Here is a 20342-nt window from a genome sequence, read left to right as displayed (position 1 = left end):
CCCAGAACCCACATCGATCGCAAGGACGCACATGGCCTCCGCCGACTCTCGCAGCACGCGGCCGGGCCGCGCGACGGCAGCCGACGTCGCCGCCGCGAGCGGAGTGTCGCGCGCGACCGTGAGCTACGTCCTCAACGCCACGCCCGGCCAGACCATCCCCGAGCCCACGCGCAGACGCGTGCTCCAGGCGGCCTCCGATCTCGGATACGTGCCGAGCGTGCACGCCCGCGCGCTCGCGAGCGGGAGCACGGGCATCGTCGTGATCGACAGCAGCACCATCCCGCACGGGGAGCTCATCGCCTCGACCACGCGCACGCTCTCCCGCGCGCTCGTCGACCGCGGCTACGTGCCCGTCGTCAACCAGCACACGGGCTCGGACAGCGCCGACGACGTGCTCGTGACGCTCGCGCAGCGGCTGCAGCCGGTCGTCGTCGTCGCGCTGGGCGGCCTCTCCGCGGAGGTCGTGCGACGGCTGCGCGAGGCGGGCGTCGGGCGCGTCGTCGCGCCCGAGCAGGACGGCGGCGCCGCGCATCGCCGCATCGCCGATCCCGCCGCCGCCCAGATCGACTACCTGGCACGGCGCGGGCACACCCGCGTCGCCTACGCGGCGCCGTCGGAGCCCGAGCTCGCCGCGCTCTCGGAGCTGCGGCTACACGGGGCCCGCGGGGCGGCCCGGGCGCACGGCGTCGAGCTCGTCCCGATCGCGCTCACGGCGCAGGAGGAGGTCGCCTCCCTCCTCCGGCGGGCGTGCGCCGACGGCGTCACCGCGGTCGCGGCCTACAACGACGACGTCGCCGTCGGCGTGCTGGGGGCGGCGCAGCGGGCCGGCATCGCCGTGCCGGAGGAGCTGGCCGTCATGGGCGTCGACGACCTCCCCGTCGCGCGCCGCACGCATCCGCAGCTCACGTCGGTCTCGCAGAGCGACGGCGCCGCCCCCCGGGTCGACCCGGCCGACGTCGAGGACGTGCTCTCGGGCGCGCGCCCCCTCCTGACGACGTCGCCGCCGCGCGTCGTCGTCCGCGCATCGGCCTGAGGCCGTCCCCCCGCCAGATCGACGCCGTGCTCGCGGGCGAGGTCGCCGTCCTCCCGGCCCGACCGGGCCACTCGATTCGGGGCCGGTCCGCGGATGCGTGGGGCTGGTGTGCGCGGGACGACTTGCGCACCGGCGTTCCGCAGACCGGGCGGCCCCGGCGGACGGGGCGACGGATGCCTACCGCGCGAGGCGCCGGAAGCGGTCGCTCACGCGCGTCGAGCCCGACACCGCGACCTCGGCGCCCGACACCCCGCTCGCGCCGACGGAGAGGATCGCCCTCGCGAGCACCTCGTCGCGCACCTCTCGGCGCGCGTGGTCGTCGGCGAGCATCTCGACGAGCGCGGCGACCTCGGCCTCCGCCCGCGCGGCGATCGGGAACCACGGCAGCGCGGAGCGCCAGGCGCGGAACGCGAGCAGCAGCAGATCGTGCCGCTGCTCGACGTGCGCCCGCTCGTGTGCGATGACCGCGACGAGCTCGTCCGCGTCGAGCCGGTCGAGGAGTCCCTGCGAGAGCACGGTCACCGACCCCGCACCCCTCGGCAGGCAGTACGCCACGGGCACGGCGTCGTCGAGCACGCGCGTCCGCGCCCGCGTCGGGTGCGGCGAGGTGAGCATGTCGAGCAGGGAGAGATGGCGCCGGCGCTGTCGGACGACCTGCACGACCGTGACGGCGAGGTGCGCGAGCAGGTACGCGGCGAACGCGAACGCGGGGATCAGCGCGCCGAGATGGTGCGCCGGGGCGACGGCGAGGCCTCCGAGGGCGAGGCCGACGATCATCGACAGCCCTCCGCCGAGCCCGATCGCCTGCCACAGCAGGAGCGCGAGGACGGGCGTGCGCATGGGCCAGGCCGCCCGCGACAGGACGACGGGGACGGGCCAGGCGAGCGCGACGGCGACGAGGCCGAGGACGACCGCTCCCGCCACGACGGCGTCGTGCGGGATGACGAGCGCTCCCTCGAGGGCCGGGTCGGGCGCGACGGCGATCACGACGACTCGCTCAGACGACGCCGCGCGGCATCAGGCGGCGCCGCGCAGCAGCTTGCGCAGCACGGCGGCGTCCTCCGCCGAGACGCCGCCGACGAAGCGCTCGAGCACCGCCATCCGGTCGGTCGACTCGCCCAGCACCTCGTGCATGAGCTCGGCGACATGGTCGGCGCGCGACGCGACGGCCGTGTAGCGATGCGGCCTCACCGAGCGGTCGGAGGCCACGAACCCCTTCTTCTCGAGCCGCGAGAGCACGGTCAGGAGCGTCGTCGCGGCGAGGTCTCGTCCCTCGAGCCGCGCGAGCTGCTCCTGCACGTCGTAGGCGGTCATCGGCACGCGGGCGTCCCACACCGCGTCCATGACGGCACGTTCGAGTTCGCCGAGCGTCCCCATGCGCACCTCCTCGGAACCTGTGTCCACGACCCGCACCATCCGTCCGGGTCGTCCTTCCCGCTAATTCTACCCCCGGTCGAATTTCTTCTATGCTGTGTCGAAGTAGTTCTACAGGTCGTAGAATTACCCTGGCCCGGATCATCGGCCGGGCCGATGAGGTCCCGAAGGAGAACTCGAGTGGACGTCCTCGACATCGCGCGGTGGCAGTTCGGCATCACGACCGTCTATCACTACCTCATGGTGCCGCTCACGATCGGCCTCGGCATGATGGTCGCCATCATGCAGACGGCATGGGTCCGCACGGGCGACGAGAAGTTCCTGCGGATGACGAAGTTCTGGGGGAAGCTCTACCTCATCAACTTCATCCTGGGCGTGGCGACGGGCCTCGTGCAGGAGTTCCAGTTCGGCATGGCCTGGAGCGAGTACTCGCGCTTCGTCGGCGACGTGTTCGGCGCCCCGCTGGCCCTCGAGGGGCTGCTCGCGTTCTTCGCCGAGTCGACCTTCCTCGGCATCTGGATCTTCGGATGGGGGCGCCTCCGCAAGGGGCTGCACCTCATGGCGCTGTGGTGCGCCGTGATCGGCTCGTGGCTGTCGGCGTACTTCATCATCGTCGCGAACTCCTGGATGCAGCACCCGGTCGGCGTCGAGCTCGGCGACGACGGACGGCCCGTCATGACCGACATCTGGGCCGTGCTCACGAACAACACCGCGATCGCCGCGTTCACGCACACGCTCTTCGGCGCGCTCGTCGTGGCGGGCATGTTCCTGCTCGGCATCGCCTGGTACCACCTGTGGCGGCGCCGGCACGACGGGATCGACACGGTGGACGACACCGGTCACGTCGTCGTCGGCGGGTCGAGCACCGCCGTCGGACGGGACGAGAAGGACCACGGCGTGTGGCTGTGGTCGCTCCGGTTCGGCGCCGTCGTCGCGATCCTCGGGTTCGCCGGCACGGTCGTCACCGGAGACGTCCAGGGCAAGCTCATGTACGAGCAGCAGCCCATGAAGATGGCGGCGGCCGAGGCCGCATGCCACACCGGCTCGGCGTTCTCCCTGCTCTCGCTCGGCGACCCCGGCTCCCGCGACTGCGACGACGTCATCACGCTCGTCGAGATCCCCGGCCTCCTCGGCTTCCTCGGCACGGGCGACTGGGGCGCCGAGATGCCCGGCATCAACGACCTCGAGCCGGAGTACGTGAACCAGTACGGCGAGACCATCCCCGACGACGCGCTCTACGGCGACCGTGCGGGCAGCGAGGTCGAGTACGTGCCCGTCATGTGGGTGACCTACTGGGGCTTCCGCCTCATGATCGGGCTCGGCGGCATCGTCGCGGCGGCCGCCGTCATCGCGCTCTGGCTCACGCGCAAGGGGACCGTCCCGCGCTCGAAGGGGATCATGCGCCTCGCCATCCTCGGGATCGTCGCGCCCTTCGCGGCGAACATCGCCGGATGGATCTTCACCGAGATGGGGCGCCAGCCCTTCGTCGTCGCGCCGAACCCCGATGCGACCGGCGTGGACGGCGTGTTCATGTTCACCGCCGCGGCGGTCTCTCCGGGGGTGACGGCCGGCGAGCTGCTCTTCTCCGTGATCTCGCTGGCCGCCGTCTACGGGGTGCTCCTCGTCGTCGAGCTGTACCTCCTCGTGAAGTACGTGCGCGGCGGGGTCGCGAGCGCGATGCCGGAGCTGTCGCACGCCCACGAGGACGACGACGGCCCGGACGACCAGGGCAGGCGGGACGACGTGCTCGCCTTCGCCTACTGATCCCGATCCGCAGACTGCAGAGGAACTCTCATGGAACCGCTCCCCATCGTCTGGTTCATCGTGATCGCCGCGCTCTGGATCGGCTACCTGCTGCTCGAGGGCTTCGATCTCGGCGTCGGCATGCACATGGTCTTCCGCACCCGGAGCGACAACGACCGCCGGGTCATGCTCAACACGATCGGCCCCGTGTGGGACGGCAACGAGGTGTGGCTCATCACGGCGGGCGCGGGGATCTTCGCCGCGTTCCCCCTCTGGTACGCGTCGCTCTTCTCCACGCTCTACATCCCGCTCACGATCACCCTGATCGGGCTCATCATGCGGGCGGTCGGCATCGAGTACCGCGGGAAGGTCGCCTCCCCGCGGTGGGCGGCCTTCTGGACGTACGCGATCGGACTCGGATCGGCCGTCGTCGCGTTCTGCATCGGCGCGGCGCTCGCGCTCACCTCGACCGGGCTGCCCCTGAACGAGAACGGCGACCGCGTCGGCGGGCCCTTCGTGTGGCTCACGCCCATGGCGGTCCTCGGCGGCCTCGCCGTGGTGGGGTACGCCCTCGCCCACTCCGCGACGTTCCTGGCGCTGAAGGCGGACGGGCCCGTCCGGGAGAGCGCCGGCCGGTTCGCCGCGACCTGGGCTCCCCTGTGCCTCGCGCCGGCTGCGATCTGGGCCCTGTGGGTGCAGTTCCAGCAGGGGGGCTCCCTGCTGTCGTGGGCGTTCGTCGTCCTCGCGGTCGTCGCCGCGGCCTTCGGCTGGACGAACGCCCGCCGTCGCCGGGAGGGCTTCGCCTTCACGGGGTACGCCGGCTTCGGGCTCTTCGGCGTCGCGGCGATCTTCGCCGCGATGTTCCCGAACGTGCTGCCGTCGACGATCGACCCCGCCTTCGACCTCACCGTCTGGAACGCGTCGAGCGGTTCGTACACACTGGGAGTCATGACCGTCGTCGTGTGCGTCGCACTCCCCGTCATCCTCGCGTACCAGGCGTGGAGCTACTGGATCTTCCGCCAGCGCGTGACGCCCGGCATGATCCCCGACGCGCACGTCGTGCTCCCCGCCGTCCTGCGCGAGAAGTGACGCGCGCGGAGGCCCCGGGCATCGACCCCTGGGTCATCGAGGCGGAGCGCACGGCGAAGGACCCGGGCTTCCAGCCCCCGTCCTTCGGTCCCGTCCCGAAGCCGCAGCTGTTCGGGCTGGGGGTGCTGGCCGCGCTCCGCGCGCTCGGCCTCGTGCTCGTCGCCGAGGCGATCGCGCGCGGCATCGCCGGTCTGAACGCCGGCGGCATCGACGCGGAGGCGACCCGGCTCATCGTCGTCCTGGGCCTGGCGGGCGCCCTGCTGCGCACGGGCGCCGAATGGGGGTCGTCCGTCCTCGCCCGCCGCATCGCGACGGGGGTGAAGCGCGACCTGCGCGGCCGCCTGTGGCGCCGCATCGCGGGAGGCGACGTCGACGGGGGCGCGACGGCGGTGCTCGCCTCCGACGGCCTCGACGACCTGGACGACTACTTCACGCAGTCCCTCCCCTCGATGATCGGCGCCGCCGTCGTGCCGCTCCTCGTGGGCGTCCGGGTCCTCGGCGCCGACTGGCTCAGCGCCCTCGTCATCGTGCTCACCGTGCCGCTCGTGCCGCTGTTCATGGTGCTCATCGGCCGGCACACGCAGCAGCGCACCGACGAGGCGCTGTCCGCGCTCTCCCGGCTCGCCGATCATCTGTCCGAGCTCGCGCGCGGCCTCCCCGTGCTCGTCGGCCTCGGCCGCGTCGAGCAGCAGACCCGCGCGCTCGACGACATCCAGCGCGCCTATCGCACGCGCACGCAGGAGACCCTGCGCTGGGCGTTCCTCTCGGCGCTCGCGCTCGAGCTGATCGCGACGATCTCCGTCGCCGTCGTCGCGGTTTTCCTCGGCCTGCGCCTCCTCAACGGCACGATCGAGCTCGAGCCCGCCCTCCTCGCCCTCATCCTCGCGCCCGAGTGCTACACGGCGCTGCGCGAGGTCGGCACGGCGTTCCACGCCTCGCAGGACGGCCTCGCGGCGCTCGACCGCGCGAAGGCCCTGCTCGCCCGCGCGACCGGCCGCGACGTCCGCACGGCGGCGGGAGCCGGCCCCTCGCCCACGGCGGCCGGCCTCTCGCCGGCGGGAGGAGAGGTCTCCGCGGTCGCGGCGTCCCCGCACGCAGGAGAAGACGGCGGCAGGAGGACGGACGCGGCGGATCCCTCCTCCTCCGGCAGGAATGTCCTCCTCGCGGAGAAGGCGGACGCCGCCGTCCGCCTCGAGGGGCTCGGCGTGCGCTACGCCGGCCGCGGCGCCGCCGTGCTCGACGGCGTCACGGCGACGCTGTCCGGCATCGTGTCGGTGTCGGGGCCGAGCGGCGCCGGCAAGTCGACACTGCTCGCCGCCCTCACCGGCACGCTCCCCGCGGACGCCCAGGTGACCGGGGCGATCCACGGGGTCGATGCGGACGGCGTGGGCTGGGCCCCGCAGGCGCCGCGCGGCTTCCGCGGCTCGCCGCGCGAGGAGCTCGCCCTCTACGGCGCCGCGGACCCCCTCGCCGGCCTCTCGGAGCTCGGCCTGGCGCACGTCGCCGACGCCGCCGTCCCGGAGCTGAGCCCCGGCGAGCAGCGACGCCTCGCCGTGGCCCGCGCCCTCGCGCGGGCGGACGCCGGCGCCCGGCTGCTCGTGCTCGACGAGCCCACGGCCCATCTCGACCGCGTCTCCGCCGAGCGCGTGCGCGCCGCGATCCGGCGCCGCGCCGAGAACGCCGTCGTCGTCCTCGCGAGCCATGAGCCCGAGACCCTCGCCCTCGCGACGTCGGAGCTCTCCGTGGGCTCGGGGCGTCCGGCAGGGTCCCCGCACGCGCCCGACGCGGCCCGGCATCCGGCCCTCCCCCGCTCGTCCGCCGGCCTGCGGCACGACGGCACGACGCACGACGGCACGACGCACGACGGCACGGCGGACGAGGGTGCGACGACCGCGAACGCGGCGGCCTCCCCTCCGGACGGCATCCCGCCCGCAGCGGAGCACGTGCGCGCCACGCGACCGGGCAGGCCCCTCTCCCTCGGCTCGCTCATCCGACCGCATCTGTGGACGTGGATCGGCGCGATCGCGCTCGGCGCCGTCGCGACGAGCCTGGGCCTCGCGCTCACGGCCCTGTCGGGATGGCTCATCGTGCGCGCGAGCGTCGAGGAGTACATCATGTACCTCCTCGTCGCGATCGTGGGCGTGCGCGCGTTCGGCATCGGTCGGTCGGTCGGTCGCTACGCGGAGCGGCTCGTGACGCACGAGGCGGCCTTCCGCGTCGTCGACGACCTGCGCCTGCGCCTGTGGCGCGCGATCGCGTCGCGCGGAGCGGGGTCGCGGCGGCTGCTCGAGGGCGGCGCCCCGCTCGACTACCTCGTGACGCTCGCCGACGAGCTACGCGATCAGCTCCCCCGCGTGCTGCCGCCGATCGCGGTCGGCGTCGTCGTCATCGCGGGCGCCGGGGTGACGACCGCCTTCGTCGCGCCGCACCTGGCCCTGCTCGTCGTCGTCTCCCTCGTCGCGGCGACGGCGCTCGCCTCGGCGCTCGCGATCGCCGCCGAGCGCGGGGCGGGACGGGCGCGCATCGCGGCCCGCTCCGCGATCGTCCGCGGCACGGCCTCGCTCGCCGCCTCGGCGGCGGACCTCCGCGGCAACGGCGTCGCCGGGGCGGCCCTGGAGGAGCTCGACGCCGCCGCCGATCGCCTCGCCGCCGCGGAGCGCCGCAGCGCCTGGGCCGCGGGGCTCGGCGCAGCGGTCATCACGGCGACGACGACCGTCCTCGCCTTCGCGGTGCCGCTGCTCTCGCCCGATCTGCCCGCCGAGCGGACGTCGGTCATCGCGCTCCTCGCGCTCGCGCTCCTCGAGCCGCTGACGGGCCTCGTCTCGGCCGCGCACCGGGTGCCCGCCCTGCGCGCCGTGCTGCGGCGTCTCGCGCCGGCCCTGCAGCCGACCCCGCAGGCGACGTGGGGCGACGCGCAGCCGTCCTCCCCCGTCTCCGAGCTCGCTCTCGACCACGTGGCCGTGCAGTACCCCGGCACGGACCGTCCCGCCGTGTCCGACGTCGGCGGGATCGCGGAGACGGGACGCTGGCTCGTCCTGGAGGGGCCGTCCGGCTCCGGGAAGTCGACCCTGCTGTCGGCCGTCATGGGCGCCCTGCCCGTCCTCCGCGGCGCCGTCCGCGCCGACGGCACGCCGCTCACCGGCCTCGACGCCGCCGCGTGGCGCGAGCGGGTCGCCTGGTGCCCGCAGGACGCGTACGTGTTCGACTCCACGCTGCGCGGCAACCTCCTGCTCGCTCGCACGCACGCCGACGCGCCCGACGACGCCGATCTGCACGACGCGCTCGTGCGCGCGGGCCTCGCGCCCCTGCTCGCATCCCTGCCCGACGGCCTCGCGACGCGCGTCGGCGCGGGAGGGTCCGCGCTCTCCGGCGGCGAGCGTCAGCGCCTCGCGGTGGCGCGCGCGCTGCTCACGCGGGCGGACGTCATCCTCCTCGACGAGCCGACCGCGCACCTCGACGCGCCCACGGCGGAGGCGATGATGACGGATGTCCGCGGGGCGACAGAGGACCGCGTCGTCCTCCTCGTCTCGCATCGCGCGGACGACCGCCGGGCGGGCGACGTCGTCGTCGCGCTGCCCGCGGCCTGAGCCTCACGGGGCGCCGCGCACCTGCGCTCAGGCGGTCGCCGCCGAACGGCCCAGCACGGGATGAGCGCTCCCGAGACGGTCGCCTCCGCGACCTTCCGTCAGACGTGACCGCAGCGTGTGGCCCGGCTCGCCGTCGCGGAGACGCCCGCGCTCGCGCAGCAGCGGCATGACGAGGTCGCCGAACGCCCGCAGGTCGTTCGGCTCGAACACGGGCTCGATGAGGAAGCCGTCGAGGTCGGTCTCGGCGGCGAGCTCCTCGATCCGGTCGGCGACCCGGACGGGGTCGCCCACGACGCGGAACCCGCGCGTGCCGAGCCCGCGGAGCTGATCGAGGATCTCGCGCACGGTGGGCGCGTCCTCGCCCAGGAAGCGCTCGATGTTGCTCGTGCCCATCTGGCCCACGGGCCCGCCCGCGTCGAGCACCTGCTGGAGCGTGCGGTCGGGGTCGAGCGAGAGCAGGTCGATGCCCGTGTTCCCGGCGTAGAGCGCGGCGACGATCTCGTCGGTCTGCATCGCGTCGAACTCCGCCTCGAGCTCGCGGGCGCGGTCCGCCGTCTCCGCCACGAACACGGTCATGCCCGCCATGAGCTTGAGGCGCTCCGGGTCGCGACCCCGCTCCGCGGCCAGCCGGCGGATGTCGGCGACGGCCGCCGCCGTGCGCGCGGGCGTCGTCCCCTGCACGAAGACGCACTCGGCGTGATCGGCGGCGAAGGCCCGCCCCTTCGGAGAGGTCCCCGCCTGGAAGAGCACGGGCGTGCGCTGCGGCGACGGCGGGGCGCCGTAGTAGCCGCGCGAGCGATAGTGCTCCCCCTCGTAGACGATGCGGTGCACGCCCTCCCGACGCGCGAAGAGGCCGGATGCGCGGTCGGCGACGAGCGCGTCGTCGTCCCATGCCTCCTCCCACAGGCGCGACGCGAGCTCGACGTACTCGGCGGCCATGTCGTAGCGGGTGTCGTGGGGCACCATCCGCTCGTGGCCGAACACCTCGGCCACGGCGTTCTGCGAGGCGCCCGTGACGATGTTCCAGCCGATGCGCCCGCCCGTCAGGTGGTCGAGCGTCGAGAGGCGGCGGGCCAGCTGGGCCGGATGGTCGAGACCCGTCGACTGCGTGACGACGAAGCCGAGCGTCGAGGTGTGCTGGGCGAGCACGGGGATGATGTAGTCGGGGTCCAGCCCCGAGAAGTTGATCCCCTTCTCCACCGAGACGCGCGAGACGTCGTCGCCGATGATGGGGTACCCGTAGCCGCCGGCGAAGAAGAGGAAGTCGAACCCCGCCTCCTCGACGACCTGCGCCATCCGGATCCAGTGCGCCGGGTCGAGGTAGTCGATGCCCGCGCTCAGCGGGTGCGGCCAGCTGTACGTGCCGCCGACCTGCGGCCCCATGACCTCGAACACCCCGAAGTGCAGCGTCTTCATGCCTGCGTCCCCTTCTCGTCCATCCATGCGTCCATCCGTTCCCTCGCGGCGGCCTTCACCTCGACGGGCGCCGACGTCGTCTCGATCGAGGTCCACGCGCACGCCGCCAGCTGCACGTCGCTCAGCCCGAGGGCCGTGCGACACGTCTCGTACTCGGCGAGGATGCCCGGGCCGAAGAGGAGGGGGTCGTCCGCGTTGATCGAGCAGCGCACGCCCGCGGCGAGCAGGCGGGGCAGCGGATGGTCCTCGATCGCGTCGACGACGTCGAGGAGCACGTTCGACGTCGGGCAGACGTCGAGCGGGATGCCGCGCTCCGCGAGCACGGCGACGAGGGCGGGGTCCTCGATCGCCCGCACGCCGTGCAGCACGCGGTCGGCGTGCAGGACGTCGATCGCCTCGCGCACCGACTCGGGGCCGGCGAGCTCGCCCGCGTGCGGCGTCGCCTGAAGCCCCGCGGCCCTCGCGATCGCGAACGCCTCCGCGAAGTCGCGGCACGGGAAGCCGCGCTCGTCGTTCGCGAGCCCGAGCGCGACGACGCCCTCCCCGGCGAGCGCGGCCGCCGCGCGGGCGACCTCGACCGCCTGTGCGGCGCCCGCCGTGCGGTCGACGGTCGCCATGAGGCCGTGGGAGACGCCGTGGGCGCGCGACGCCGCATCGGCGAACGCGACCATCCGCGCCAGCGCCGCGGGCGTCGAGCCGTACGCCTCCGCGTAGAGGGCGGGGCTCACGGCCAGCTCGACGTAGACGACGCCGTCGGCGGCCTGGTCCTCGAAGACCTCGTGGAAGAGCCGTTCGAGGTGCTCCGGCGCCTGCAGCACCGCGAGCAGCGCCCGGTAGCACCGCACGAACTCGGTGAAGCCCGTGAAGCCGCTCGTCGGCGGCGGCTCGATGCCGAGCCTCCGGCACATGTCGGTGAGCGTGGCCGGACGCATCCCGGCCTCGAGGTGCAGGTGCAGATGGCCCTTCGGGAGGGCTCTCAGGTCGCGGGCGCCGGCGGCGGGGCGCTGTCGTCCGGACGCGACGACGGTCATGCGGTCCTCCTTCTCGCGGGATGCGGATGCGTCACTCGTCGAGGGCGGCGTATGCCGCCTCGAGGTAGCTCATGTCGAGGTACTCCTCCGGCGCGGGGATGCCGGTGTAGCCGGCCGCCGCCAGCCCCGGGTACATGACGTCCGTCATGAGCTCGGCGTCCATCCAGAACAGCGGGTCGCCGTACTCGCCGACGACGAGCGGCTGCTGCAGCTCGTTCTCGCGCGTCTGCTGCGTGAGATCGAGGCCGAGGTCGGCGCCGTACTCGTCCACGGCGAGCCCCGCCCCGACGGACGGGTCGTCGCCGTTCTCCTCCCAGCCGCGGATCGAGGCGCGCAGGAAGCCCTCCATCGCGTCGCCGTTCTCCTCGATGTACGACGCGTCGCCGAAGACGACGTTGCCGTAGAGCGGCATGCCGAGCTCGGAGTACATCGTGACGACGTAGTCGTCGGGCGACATGTCGTACTGCTCCTCGAGCATGATCGGCTGATTCGTCGAGTACGCGGTGTAGGAGATCCCCTGGCCCTCCACGAGCGGCGCGATGTCGAAGCCGACGGGGATGAACGCGTAGTCGGGCTCGAGACCCGCCAGCGCGAACACGGCGTCGTAGTTGATCTGCGTGCCCTCCTGCCCGAGCACGGTCTGCCCGACGAGGTCCTCCGCCGTGTGCACGGGGTCGCTCGCCAGCGACACGAGAGCGCCGGGGCTCTCCTGGAACAGCGCGCCGATGGCGGTCCAGTCGTTGCCGTCGGCGAACGACTGGAGCCACGACTGGGTCCCGGGCTCGATGCCGAGGTCGGCGTCCCCCGCCGCGACGGAGGCCATCGTGCTCGGCGCGTTGGGGCCCCCGCCGATCCATTCGATGTCGAGCCCCTCCTCCTCGTAGTAGCCGTTGGCGTCGGCGATCCAGAAGCCGGCCCACTCGACGTTCGCGATCCAGCCGAGCGAGACGCGGATGGTCGTGAGGTCGTCGTCGCCGGCATCGTCTGTCGGGCCGGCGCAGCCGGCGAGCGTCAGCGCGGTCGCGAGGGCGGCTCCGGAGACGCCGAGACGCGCCCGGCGAGGGGGGAAGCGGGACATGATGCTCCTTCTGGTGTGCGGGGCGGGGCCGGTGCTGCTGCGCGGGCGGGGAGGGGGCGGGCGTCAGGCGACGCGGTCGTTCACGCGGCGTTCCAGGAAGCGGGCGCCGACGAACACGAGCACGGAGACGACGGTCGCGACGAGGGCCGTCCCCCAGGCGCGTTCCATGTCCATGTAGCTGCGCGAGGTGGAGAAGAGCGCGCCGAGCCCGTTCGTGCCCATGAGGAACTCGGCGAGCATCGCGGCGAGCACGGCGCTGGGCGCCGTGATCCGCACCGAGACCATGAGGTTCGGCAGCGCGTAGAGGACGCCGAGCCGCCCGAGGACCTGCGCCTTGTTCGCTCCGAGCACGCGGAAGAGGTCGCGGCCCGCGTCGGGGACGGAGGCCAGGCCGGAGAGCGTGAACACGAACGCGGGGAAGAAGCAGATGAGGGCGGTGGAGGCGAGCACCGCCGGATCGCCGTAGCCGACGACGCGCGCGATGATGGGGATCAACGCCGTGATCGGCACGGAGCGGACGACGAGCGCGGCGGGCGTGACGATGCCGGACAGCGCCGCCGACCACCAGACGAGAACCGCGCCGGCGAACCCGATGGCCGTTCCGCCGACGAGTCCTGCGAGCGACATGCCGAGCGTGTACAGGACGGACGGCGCGTAGTCGGCGAAGCCGACGACGACGTCGGAGACGACGTCCCACGGGCGCGGTGCGACGGTCGACGTGTAGCCGTTGAGGACGACCCACAGGTCCCAGGCGACGAGGACCAGCGCGACGGGCCAGAGATGCAGGATGCCGGTCCCGACGGCGCGGAGCCTGCTCATGCGAACCTCCTCGCGGCGAGACGCTGGACCTGGACGAGAACCACGTAGGCGACGAGCGAGAGCAGGGTCGCGGCGAGCGCGGCCGCCCACAGGAGCGCCATCTGGTAGTTCTGCATCGCGCTCACGATGAGGAGGCCGAGCCCCATCGGGGCGCCGAACCACTCGCCGATCGTCGCGCCCAGGACGGCGGCGGGCGCGGCGAGGGTGAGGCCGTCGAAGAACGCCGGCACCGAACGCGGCAGCTCGAGACGGGCGAGCCTGCGCAGCCGGCTCGCCCCGAACACCGTGAAGAGGTCGTGGTGCGCGGCGCCGGCGTTCGCGAGGCCCGAGGTCATCGAGACGAACATGACGAAGCCGACGCTCAGCGCGGCGATCACGAGGGGGGTGTTCTCGCGCCCGACGGTCGTGATGAGGAGCGGGGCGAGCGCGATGGTGGGCACGGCGTTGAGGATCGCGGCGAACCTGTCGAAGCCGGGCCGGAGCACGGGGACGACGAGCGCGAGCGCCGCGCCGAGGACGGCGACGACGACGCCCAGGGCGAACCCCTGCCCGGCCGCGACGACCGTGACGAGCAGGTTGCGCCCGAGCAGGCTCGCGCCCGCCGGGGTCGAGACGTACGCGACGACGTCGGTGAGGGGCGGCCATGCCTTGCCTGCGAGCTCGAACACGCCGACGAGCTGCGCGAGGACGATGAGGAGGAGGCCGCCCGCGATCGCGTAGGCGACCCTCGTCGACGCGCGGGGCGCGCCGTTCACGCGCCCTCGTCGGCGTCGAGCAGGCTCGTGAGCTCGTCCACGAGATCGTGGAACGCGGGGCTGCGCGTCGTCTCGGTGCCGCGCGGACGAGGGAAGGCGACCTCGACGGTCGTGCGGACGTGTCCGGGGCGCCCCGTCATGACGACGACGCGGTCGGCGAGGATGAGCGCCTCGTCGACGTCGTGCGTGACGAGGATCGTCGTGATGCGCTCCTCCGCCCAGATGCGCGCGAGCTCGGCGTTCATCCTGCGCCGGGTGACAGCGTCGAGCGCGCCGAACGGCTCGTCCAGGAGAAGGAGGTCGGGGCTCAGCACGAGCGCCCGGGCGATCGACGCGCGCTGGCGCATGCCGCCGGAGAGCTGCCTGGGCCGCGCCTTCTCGAAGCCGCCCAGGCCGACGAGCTCGATGAGCCCGTCGACGCGGGCGTCGTCGACCGTGCGCCCGGACACCCGGTACGGCAGGGCGACGTTCTCGCGGACGGAGGCCCAGGGCAGGAGCGCATGCTCCTGGAAGGCGACGCCCAGACGATGCTGGGCGGCGAGCGTCTGCGGGGTGTCGCCGAAGATCTCGACGCTGCCGCTCGTCGGGACGTCGAGTCCCGCCGCGAGCCGCAGCACGGTCGACTTGCCGCATCCCGACGGACCGATGATGGCGACGAACTCGCCCTCGGCGATCTCGATGTCGACCTCGGCGAGCGCCTGCAGCGTCCTGCCGCGACCGAGGGGGAAGACCTTGTCGGCGGCGGCGGCCGAGACCGCCGTGCGCGGCTCCGGCCCGCCGGGCGGGGCCGAGGGGGAACCTGCGAGCGCGGGCGCAGAGGTCATCGGGGCGGGCTCCGTTCCGGGGAGGGCGTGCCTGTGTCGTTCCCGCGACGCGTGCTGCTCCGTCTCGGCGGGGATCGTCTGGTTCACGACAGTAGGAAGAACCTGTTTCCGCCGCGTGAAGCCCCCGTGCGGCCCGTGTTACGTTCTCGTCGCCGGCGGGCGAGGGCTCGTGCGCCCCGCGCCCGCCTCGCGACGTGTCAGAGTATTCCGGTGACCCTTGCTCCCGCAGACCGTCCCGGCGCATGAGCCTGCTGCGCGACTACGGCGCGTCCCTGTCACAGCCGACGCTTCCCCTCCCGAGCACGCGCGGCGACGGCCCGGCGCGCTTCGACGAGGTGTACGGCGCCAACGGCCGTCGGCGCCCGGCGTGGCACGGCCTCGCGACCACCCTCTCCGAGCTGACGGCCGACGACCTCGCGCGCATCGCCGCGGAGGGCGCCGACCTGCTCGCCGACGACGGCGCGAGCGCGGCGCAGCGCGGGGGGAGCTCCCGGCCGTGGCGGCTCGACCCCGTCCCGCTCGTGCTCGACGCCGCGGAATGGGAGCGGCTCGAGGTGGGGCTGGCGCAGCGCGCGGAGCTGCTCGGAGCCGTGCTCGCCGATCTCTACGGGCCGCAGCGCCTCCTCGCCGACGGCGTCGTGCCCGCCGCCGCCGTCTTCGGGCACGCGGGGTTCCTGCGCCCGCTCGTCGGCGTCTCCGACCCCGCGCCGCTCGTCCTCACGGGCACCGACCTCGGGCGGGACGCCGACGGCGCCTGGCGCGTGCTGGCGGATCGCGTGCAGGCGCCGTCGGGGCTCGGGTACGCGATGGAGAACCGCCGGGTCATGACACGCCTGATGCCGGGGCTCCACCGCGAGAGCGGCACGCACCGCGTCGAGCCGTTCGTGTCCGCGCTGCGGACGGCGCTCGTGCATGCGGCCCCGCGGGGCGACGCGATCCCGCGCGCGGTCGTGCTGTCCCCCGGGACGCATTCCGAGACCGCCTTCGACCAGGCGTTCCTCGCGAACGTGCTCGGCTTCCCGCTCGTCCGCGGGGGCGACCTCGTCGTCCGCGACGGCGAGGTCTGGATGAAGCCGTCGGGATGGCCCCGCACGGCGCCCGTCGACCGCGTCGACGTGATCGTCCGGCGCGTGGACGCCGACTGGAGCGATCCGCTCGAGCTGCGGGGAGAGTCGCAGCTCGGCGTGACGGGTCTCGTCGAGGCGGTGCGCCGCGGCAATGTGCGCGTCGCGAACGGCCTCGGCGCCGGCGTGCTCGAGAATCCGGCGCTGCTGGCGTACATGGCGGACGTCTGCGAGCACCTGCTCGGCGAGGAGCTGCGTCTCGGCGTCGCCCAGAGCTGGTGGTGCGGGGACGCCGGCCACCGAGAGACCGTCCTGCGTCGGCTGGACGAGGCCCCCGAGACCGTCATCGTCCGCACGATCGACGGCTCCGGCGACGACCTCTCCGCGGCGTCGCCGGCGCACCTGCGATCGCGCATCGAGCGGCATCCACTGCGCTACGCGGCGCAGCTGCGGATGCCGCTGTCGCAGGCGCCCGTGCTCGAGGGAGGGCGGCACGACGCGCGGATCGGCGGGGCCCCCGTCACGATGCGCGCCTTCACGGTGCGCGACGGCACCGCCCAGCGGCCGTTCGTCGGCGGCCTCGCCATGGTCGCGGACGGCGCCCTGACGCCGGCGACCAAGGACGTGTGGGTGCGGAAGGCGCATGCCGACGACCCCGATCAGGGAATCGACAGGCTCGTCCGCACCGCCCTCGCCCGCGCCGTCCCCGTGTTCTCGCCGCGCGCCCTCGACGACCTCTTCTGGGCCGGGCGCTACGCCGAGCGGGCCGAGGACGTCGTGCGCATCGTCCTCACGGCCGACGGCCTCACGCGCGGTCGGCGCCGGTCGCAGTCGGACGGCGCCGACGCCCTGAGCGCGGCGCTGGCGCGGCTGTGCGGCACGCGCGGAGCCGACCGGGACGAGGACCACCGCTCCGCGCTGCTCGACGCGGATCGCCCGGGCTCGGCGGCCGACTCCCTCGCACGCCTGCGCGACGCGCTCGCCGGTGTGCGCGATCAGCTCTCCGACGACACGTGGCGCGTGTTCAGCGCGACGGATCGCGCGGCCGGCCTGCTGCGCGCCGAGCCCGGCTACCCTCTCGCCGACGCCGCGGCGCGCACGCTCACGGGCCTGCTCTCCCTCTACGGCGTGACGGCGAGCATGATGCGCGACGAGGGCTGGAACGCGTTCGAGGCGGGGCGGCAGCTCGAGAGGGCGCTGCAGGTGTGCCTGCTCGTGCAGGCGACGCTGCCCGCGCTGACGGGACCGGGAGCGGAGGACGCGCTGGAGGGCGTGCTCGGAGCCGCCGAGAGCGCCGTGACGTACCGCAGACGACACGGCGGATCCGGCCGGCCCGTCGAGGCGCTCGAGCTGCTGCTCGCGGACCCCGACAACCCGCGTTCGCTCGCCTCCGCCGTCGCCACCCTCGGCGGCCATCTCGACGCGCTGCCGCTCGCGACCGGCTCCACCCGCCCTGAGCGTCTGCGCGACGACCTCGCCTCGCGGCTCGGCGGCCACGCCCCCCTCGAGCCGGGCCCGCGCCTGGCCGCCTTCCTCTCCGAGACGGTCTCCGCCCTGGGCCGGCTCGCCGACGCCATCGCGCTCGTGCACTTCGAGTCCGGTCCGCTGCCGCAGCCGATGGACGCCGGCGCCGAGGGCGCGGCCGCCGAGACGGTGACGGCGTGAGGTACCGGGTGACGCACCGCACGACCTACGCGTACGACGAGGACGTGCACGACAGCCACGGCGTGGGGCGCCTCGTCCCGCGGCCGCTGCCCTGGCAGATCGTCGCCGAGCACCGCGTCGAGGTCCGCCCTCGGCCCCTCGCCCTGCGCACGGGGCTCGACGGATACGGCAACGAGCTCACCTCCTTCCAGGTGACCGACCCGCACCGGTCGCTCGTCGTCGAGGCGACGAGCGATGTGCGCGTGGAACCGCCCGTCTACGACGCCGCAGCCCTCGCCGCGCCGTGGGAGGAGTCGAGGCCGTGCGCGTCGGACGCGGCGTCGGCCTGGGCCGCGACGGAGTTCGCCCTCGAGTCGCCGCAGGCCGCTCACGCCGAGGAGGCGCACGACTACGCCGCCCCCTCCCTCGTGCCCGGGCGCCCCGTCGGGGAGGCGGTGACCGACCTCGTGCACCGCATCCACTCCGACTTCGCGTACGACGGCGCGGCCACGACCGTGACGAGCACCGTGGAAGAGGTGCTGCGCACGCGCGCGGGAGTGTGCCAGGACTTCGCGCACCTGATGCTCGCCTGCCTGCGAAGCCACGGCGTCGCGGCGCGCTACGTGAGCGGATACCTCGCGACCGAGCCGCCGCCGGGCGAGGAGCGCATGGTGGGCGCCGACGCCTCGCACGCCTGGGTCGCCGTCTGGCTGCCGGGATCGGACGCGTGGCTCGCCGTCGACCCCACCAACGACCGCTGGGCCGGCGATCGCCACGTCACCGTCGCCTGGGGGCGGGACTACGGAGACGTCGCGCCCGTGAAGGGTGTGATCTTCACCGAGGCACGACGGTCGACGCTGGAGGTGTCCGTCGATGTCGCCCCCCTGGGCGGCGTGGACGACGGGAGGAGGATGGGCGGATGAGGATCTACTCCTGCCGGGTCTGCGGCAACCGGCTCTACTTCGAGAACTCCGTCTGCGTGCGCTGCGGCACGGGCCTCGGCTACTCGCGGGACGAGCGGGACATCGTCCCCGTCGACGGGGGCGGACGGCACGTCGACGGCGCGGGCATCGCGTGGCACGTCTGCCGCAACCTCGGGCTCTCGGGATGCACCTGGCTCACGACGGACGAGGGCGGCCAGTGCACCGCATGCGATCTCACGCGCACGCGGCCGCACGACGGCGACGCGCAGGGCCTGGCGCAGTTCCCCGTGGCGGAGCGCGCGAAGCGACAGCTCGTCGCGGAGCTCGACCGCCTCGGCTTCCGCGTCGTGAGCCGGGCGGACGACCCCGGACGCGGGCTGTGCTTCGACATGCTGTCGAGCGTCGGCGAGAGCGTCGTCATCGGCCATGCGGACGGCGTCATCACCATCGACCTCGCCGAGGCCGACGCCTCGCACCGCGTGCGCGTGCGCGACGACCTCGGCGAGCCGTACCGCACGATGATCGGGCACCTGCGCCACGAGTCCGGGCACTACTTCCAGTGGCTCCTCGTCCAGGATCCCGCCCTCGTCGAGCGCGGGCGCGCCCTCTTCGGCGACGAGACCGCCGACTACTCCGCGGCGATCGGCAGGCACTACGCCGAGGGGCCGCCGGCCGACTGGAGGGCGTCGTACATCTCCGCATACGCGACGATGCACCCGTTCGAGGACTTCGCCGAGACGTGGGCGCACTTCCTCCACATCCGCGACACGATCGAGTCGGCCGCGGCGACGGGCCTCATCACGGTCGACCCGTCCGCCTTCTCGCCGTTCAGCGCGCTCGTGACGCGGGTGTGGATGCCGCTCTCCCTCGGCCTCAACCTCATCAGCCGCTCGCTGGGCGACGACGACCTGTACCCGTTCGTCATCCCCGCCCCCGTGCTCGACAAGCTCGACTTCGTCGCCGCGCTGCGGCCGTCCCCCGCCTGATCCGCGTGCCCGAGCCGTCCGGAGCCGTCCTCCGCCGCGTCGCCGTGATCGTCCCCGAGGGCGCGAAGCCGCTCGACGTCGGCATCCCCGCTCAGGTGTTCACGACCCGCGGGAGCATGCCCTACGAGGTGCGCGTCTGCGGCGCCGAGCCGGGCCTCGTGGCCGGCGGCGACGGCCTCTCGTACCACGTGGCCCACGGCCTCGAGGCGCTCGAATGGGCCGACATCGTCTTCATCCCCGGCTCTCGGTCGCCCGGCAGCGAGGATCCGCCGTCCGCCGTCGTCGACGCGCTCGTCGCGGCGCATGCGCGCGGCGCCCGCCTCGCCGCCATCTCGACGGGCGCGTTCGCGCTGGCCGCCACCGGCCTGCTCGACGGCCGGCGGGCGACGACGCACTGGCACTACACCCGTGCGCTCGCCCGCAGGCATCCGCGGGTCCGCGTGGACGAGAACGTCCTCTTCGTCGACGAGGGCAGCGTCCTCACCTCCGCGGGCGCGGCGTCGGGGATCGACCTGTGCCTGCACATCCTGCGCTCCGACCTCGGCGTCGCGGCGTCGAACCACGCCGCACGCCGGCTCGTCGCCGCCCCCTACCGCAGCGGCGGCCAGGCGCAGTACGTGCCCCGCAGCGTCCCGGAGCCGATCGGCGAGCGCTTCGCGGCCACACGCGAGTGGGCGCTGCACCGGCTCGGAGAGCCGCTCACCCTCGAGGCGCTGGCCCGCCATGCGGCCGTGTCGCCGCGCACGTTCTCGCGCCGCTTCGTCGAGGACACCGGCTACACCCCCATGCAGTGGGTCATGCGGGCGCGCATCGACCTCGCACGCGAGCTGCTCGAGCGCTCGGAGCTCGGCGTCGAGCAGATCGCCGCGGACGTCGGGCTCGGCACGGGGGCGAACCTCCGGCTGCACTTCCAGCGGATCCTCGACACGACGCCGACCGAGTACCGCCGCACGTTCACCCTCGGCTCGTAGAAGCA

16 protein-coding genes are annotated in these 20342 nt (G+C 73.9%); 8 read left to right on the top strand and 8 right to left on the bottom strand.

Annotated elements, in window-relative coordinates; genetic code table 11:
• Positions 1-31: 31 nt before the first annotated feature.
• Entirely contained in the window at positions 32-1033 is a 1002-nt protein-coding gene (locus tag N8K70_RS01295; RefSeq protein WP_317139807.1) for a LacI family DNA-binding transcriptional regulator, read from the top strand.
• Positions 1034-1210: 177 nt separating this feature from the next.
• On the opposite strand, the gene N8K70_RS01290 is transcribed toward N8K70_RS01295, so the two are convergent.
• Both N8K70_RS01290 and N8K70_RS01285 read right to left on the bottom strand, forming a co-directional pair.
• A complete protein-coding gene (locus N8K70_RS01290) occupies positions 1211-2020 on the bottom strand; it encodes a M56 family metallopeptidase (RefSeq protein WP_317139806.1) in 810 nt (269 codons plus the stop codon).
• Positions 2021-2050: 30 nt separating this feature from the next.
• Positions 2051-2410 (bottom strand): BlaI/MecI/CopY family transcriptional regulator, encoded by a 360-nt coding sequence (locus N8K70_RS01285; RefSeq protein WP_317139805.1) that lies wholly within the window; start codon positions 2408-2410, stop codon positions 2051-2053.
• Positions 2411-2587: 177 nt separating this feature from the next.
• Between N8K70_RS01285 and N8K70_RS01280 the strand changes: the two genes are divergently transcribed.
• Genes N8K70_RS01280 through cydC form a run of 3 tightly spaced genes read left to right on the top strand, consistent with a single transcriptional unit; the run spans position 2588 to position 8826 of the window.
• A complete protein-coding gene (locus tag N8K70_RS01280; RefSeq protein WP_317139804.1) occupies positions 2588-4171 on the top strand; it encodes a cytochrome ubiquinol oxidase subunit I in 1584 nt (527 codons plus the stop codon).
• A 30-nt stretch (positions 4172-4201) separates the two neighbouring features.
• The gene (gene cydB / locus N8K70_RS01275; RefSeq protein ID WP_317139803.1) at positions 4202-5239 is read left to right on the top strand and encodes a cytochrome d ubiquinol oxidase subunit II; all 1038 of its coding nucleotides are present in this window, start codon (positions 4202-4204) and stop codon (positions 5237-5239) included.
• Positions 5236-8826, top strand: coding sequence for a thiol reductant ABC exporter subunit CydC (gene cydC, locus N8K70_RS01270; RefSeq protein WP_317139802.1), 3591 nt, complete (start codon positions 5236-5238; stop codon positions 8824-8826). The genes cydB and cydC overlap by 4 nt, the downstream gene beginning before the upstream one ends.
• 27 nt (positions 8827-8853) lie before the next feature.
• Here cydC and N8K70_RS01265 read toward each other — a convergent pair whose 3' ends face one another.
• The 6 genes from N8K70_RS01265 to N8K70_RS01240 form a co-directional block, all read right to left on the bottom strand.
• On the bottom strand, positions 8854-10242 hold the full coding sequence (locus N8K70_RS01265; RefSeq protein ID WP_317139801.1) for an NtaA/DmoA family FMN-dependent monooxygenase: 1389 nt from the start codon (positions 10240-10242) through the stop codon (positions 8854-8856).
• A complete protein-coding gene (add, locus tag N8K70_RS01260; protein ID WP_317139800.1) occupies positions 10239-11273 on the bottom strand; it encodes an adenosine deaminase in 1035 nt (344 codons plus the stop codon). Before add ends, N8K70_RS01265 begins: the two co-directional genes overlap by 4 nt.
• A 31-nt stretch (positions 11274-11304) precedes the next feature.
• Complete coding sequence (locus N8K70_RS01255) at positions 11305-12351, bottom strand: ABC transporter substrate-binding protein (RefSeq protein WP_317139799.1); 1047 nt, start codon at positions 12349-12351, stop codon at positions 11305-11307.
• Positions 12352-12414: 63 nt separating this feature from the next.
• A complete protein-coding gene (locus N8K70_RS01250) occupies positions 12415-13170 on the bottom strand; it encodes an ABC transporter permease (protein WP_317139798.1) in 756 nt (251 codons plus the stop codon).
• Complete coding sequence (locus N8K70_RS01245; protein WP_317139797.1) at positions 13167-13925, bottom strand: ABC transporter permease; 759 nt, start codon at positions 13923-13925, stop codon at positions 13167-13169. Before N8K70_RS01245 ends, N8K70_RS01250 begins: the two co-directional genes overlap by 4 nt.
• Positions 13922-14749: an ABC transporter ATP-binding protein gene (locus N8K70_RS01240; protein ID WP_317139796.1), complete on the bottom strand. Its 828-nt coding sequence runs from the start codon at positions 14747-14749 to the stop codon at positions 13922-13924. Before N8K70_RS01240 ends, N8K70_RS01245 begins: the two co-directional genes overlap by 4 nt.
• A gap of 242 nt (positions 14750-14991) precedes the next feature.
• On the opposite strand from N8K70_RS01240, the gene N8K70_RS01235 reads away from it, so the two are divergent.
• From N8K70_RS01235 to N8K70_RS01220, 4 genes are read left to right on the top strand one after another with little or no spacing between them, the layout of a single operon-like run.
• On the top strand, positions 14992-17478 hold the full coding sequence (locus tag N8K70_RS01235; RefSeq protein ID WP_317139795.1) for a circularly permuted type 2 ATP-grasp protein: 2487 nt from the start codon (positions 14992-14994) through the stop codon (positions 17476-17478).
• Positions 17479-17486: 8 nt separating this feature from the next.
• Positions 17487-18380 (top strand): transglutaminase family protein, encoded by an 894-nt coding sequence (locus tag N8K70_RS01230; protein WP_317139794.1) that lies wholly within the window; start codon positions 17487-17489, stop codon positions 18378-18380.
• Entirely contained in the window at positions 18377-19366 is a 990-nt protein-coding gene (locus tag N8K70_RS01225) for a zinc-binding metallopeptidase family protein (protein ID WP_317139793.1), read from the top strand. The genes N8K70_RS01230 and N8K70_RS01225 overlap by 4 nt, the downstream gene beginning before the upstream one ends.
• Positions 19363-20337: a GlxA family transcriptional regulator gene (locus N8K70_RS01220; protein ID WP_394357846.1), complete on the top strand. Its 975-nt coding sequence runs from the start codon at positions 19363-19365 to the stop codon at positions 20335-20337. Before N8K70_RS01225 ends, N8K70_RS01220 begins: the two co-directional genes overlap by 4 nt.
• Positions 20338-20342: the final 5 nt, after the last annotated feature.

The organism is Microbacterium sp. AB (genome assembly GCF_032878875.1).
Lineage (GTDB): Bacteria > Actinomycetota > Actinomycetes > Actinomycetales > Microbacteriaceae > Microbacterium > Microbacterium betulae.
Note: the sequence above shows the minus strand (reverse complement) of the source record. Positions and strands in the feature narration are given on the sequence as shown.

Excerpts from the sequence above, each read along its gene's own strand:
- N8K70_RS01225 (WP_317139793.1), top strand. The coding sequence starts at position 18,377 with ATGAGGATCTACTCCTGCCGGGTCTGCGGCAACCGGCTCTACTTCGAG.
- add (WP_317139800.1), bottom strand. The coding sequence starts at position 11,273 with ATGACCGTCGTCGCGTCCGGACGACAGCGCCCCGCCGCCGGCGCCCGC.
- N8K70_RS01255 (WP_317139799.1), bottom strand. The coding sequence starts at position 12,351 with ATGTCCCGCTTCCCCCCTCGCCGGGCGCGTCTCGGCGTCTCCGGAGCC.
- N8K70_RS01235 (WP_317139795.1), top strand. The coding sequence starts at position 14,992 with ATGAGCCTGCTGCGCGACTACGGCGCGTCCCTGTCACAGCCGACGCTT.
- N8K70_RS01250 (WP_317139798.1), bottom strand. The coding sequence starts at position 13,170 with ATGAGCAGGCTCCGCGCCGTCGGGACCGGCATCCTGCATCTCTGGCCC.
- cydB (WP_317139803.1), top strand. The coding sequence starts at position 4,202 with ATGGAACCGCTCCCCATCGTCTGGTTCATCGTGATCGCCGCGCTCTGG.
- N8K70_RS01285 (WP_317139805.1), bottom strand. The coding sequence starts at position 2,410 with ATGGGGACGCTCGGCGAACTCGAACGTGCCGTCATGGACGCGGTGTGG.
- N8K70_RS01295 (WP_317139807.1), top strand. The coding sequence starts at position 32 with ATGGCCTCCGCCGACTCTCGCAGCACGCGGCCGGGCCGCGCGACGGCA.
- N8K70_RS01265 (WP_317139801.1), bottom strand. The coding sequence starts at position 10,242 with ATGAAGACGCTGCACTTCGGGGTGTTCGAGGTCATGGGGCCGCAGGTC.
- N8K70_RS01240 (WP_317139796.1), bottom strand. The coding sequence starts at position 14,749 with ATGACCTCTGCGCCCGCGCTCGCAGGTTCCCCCTCGGCCCCGCCCGGC.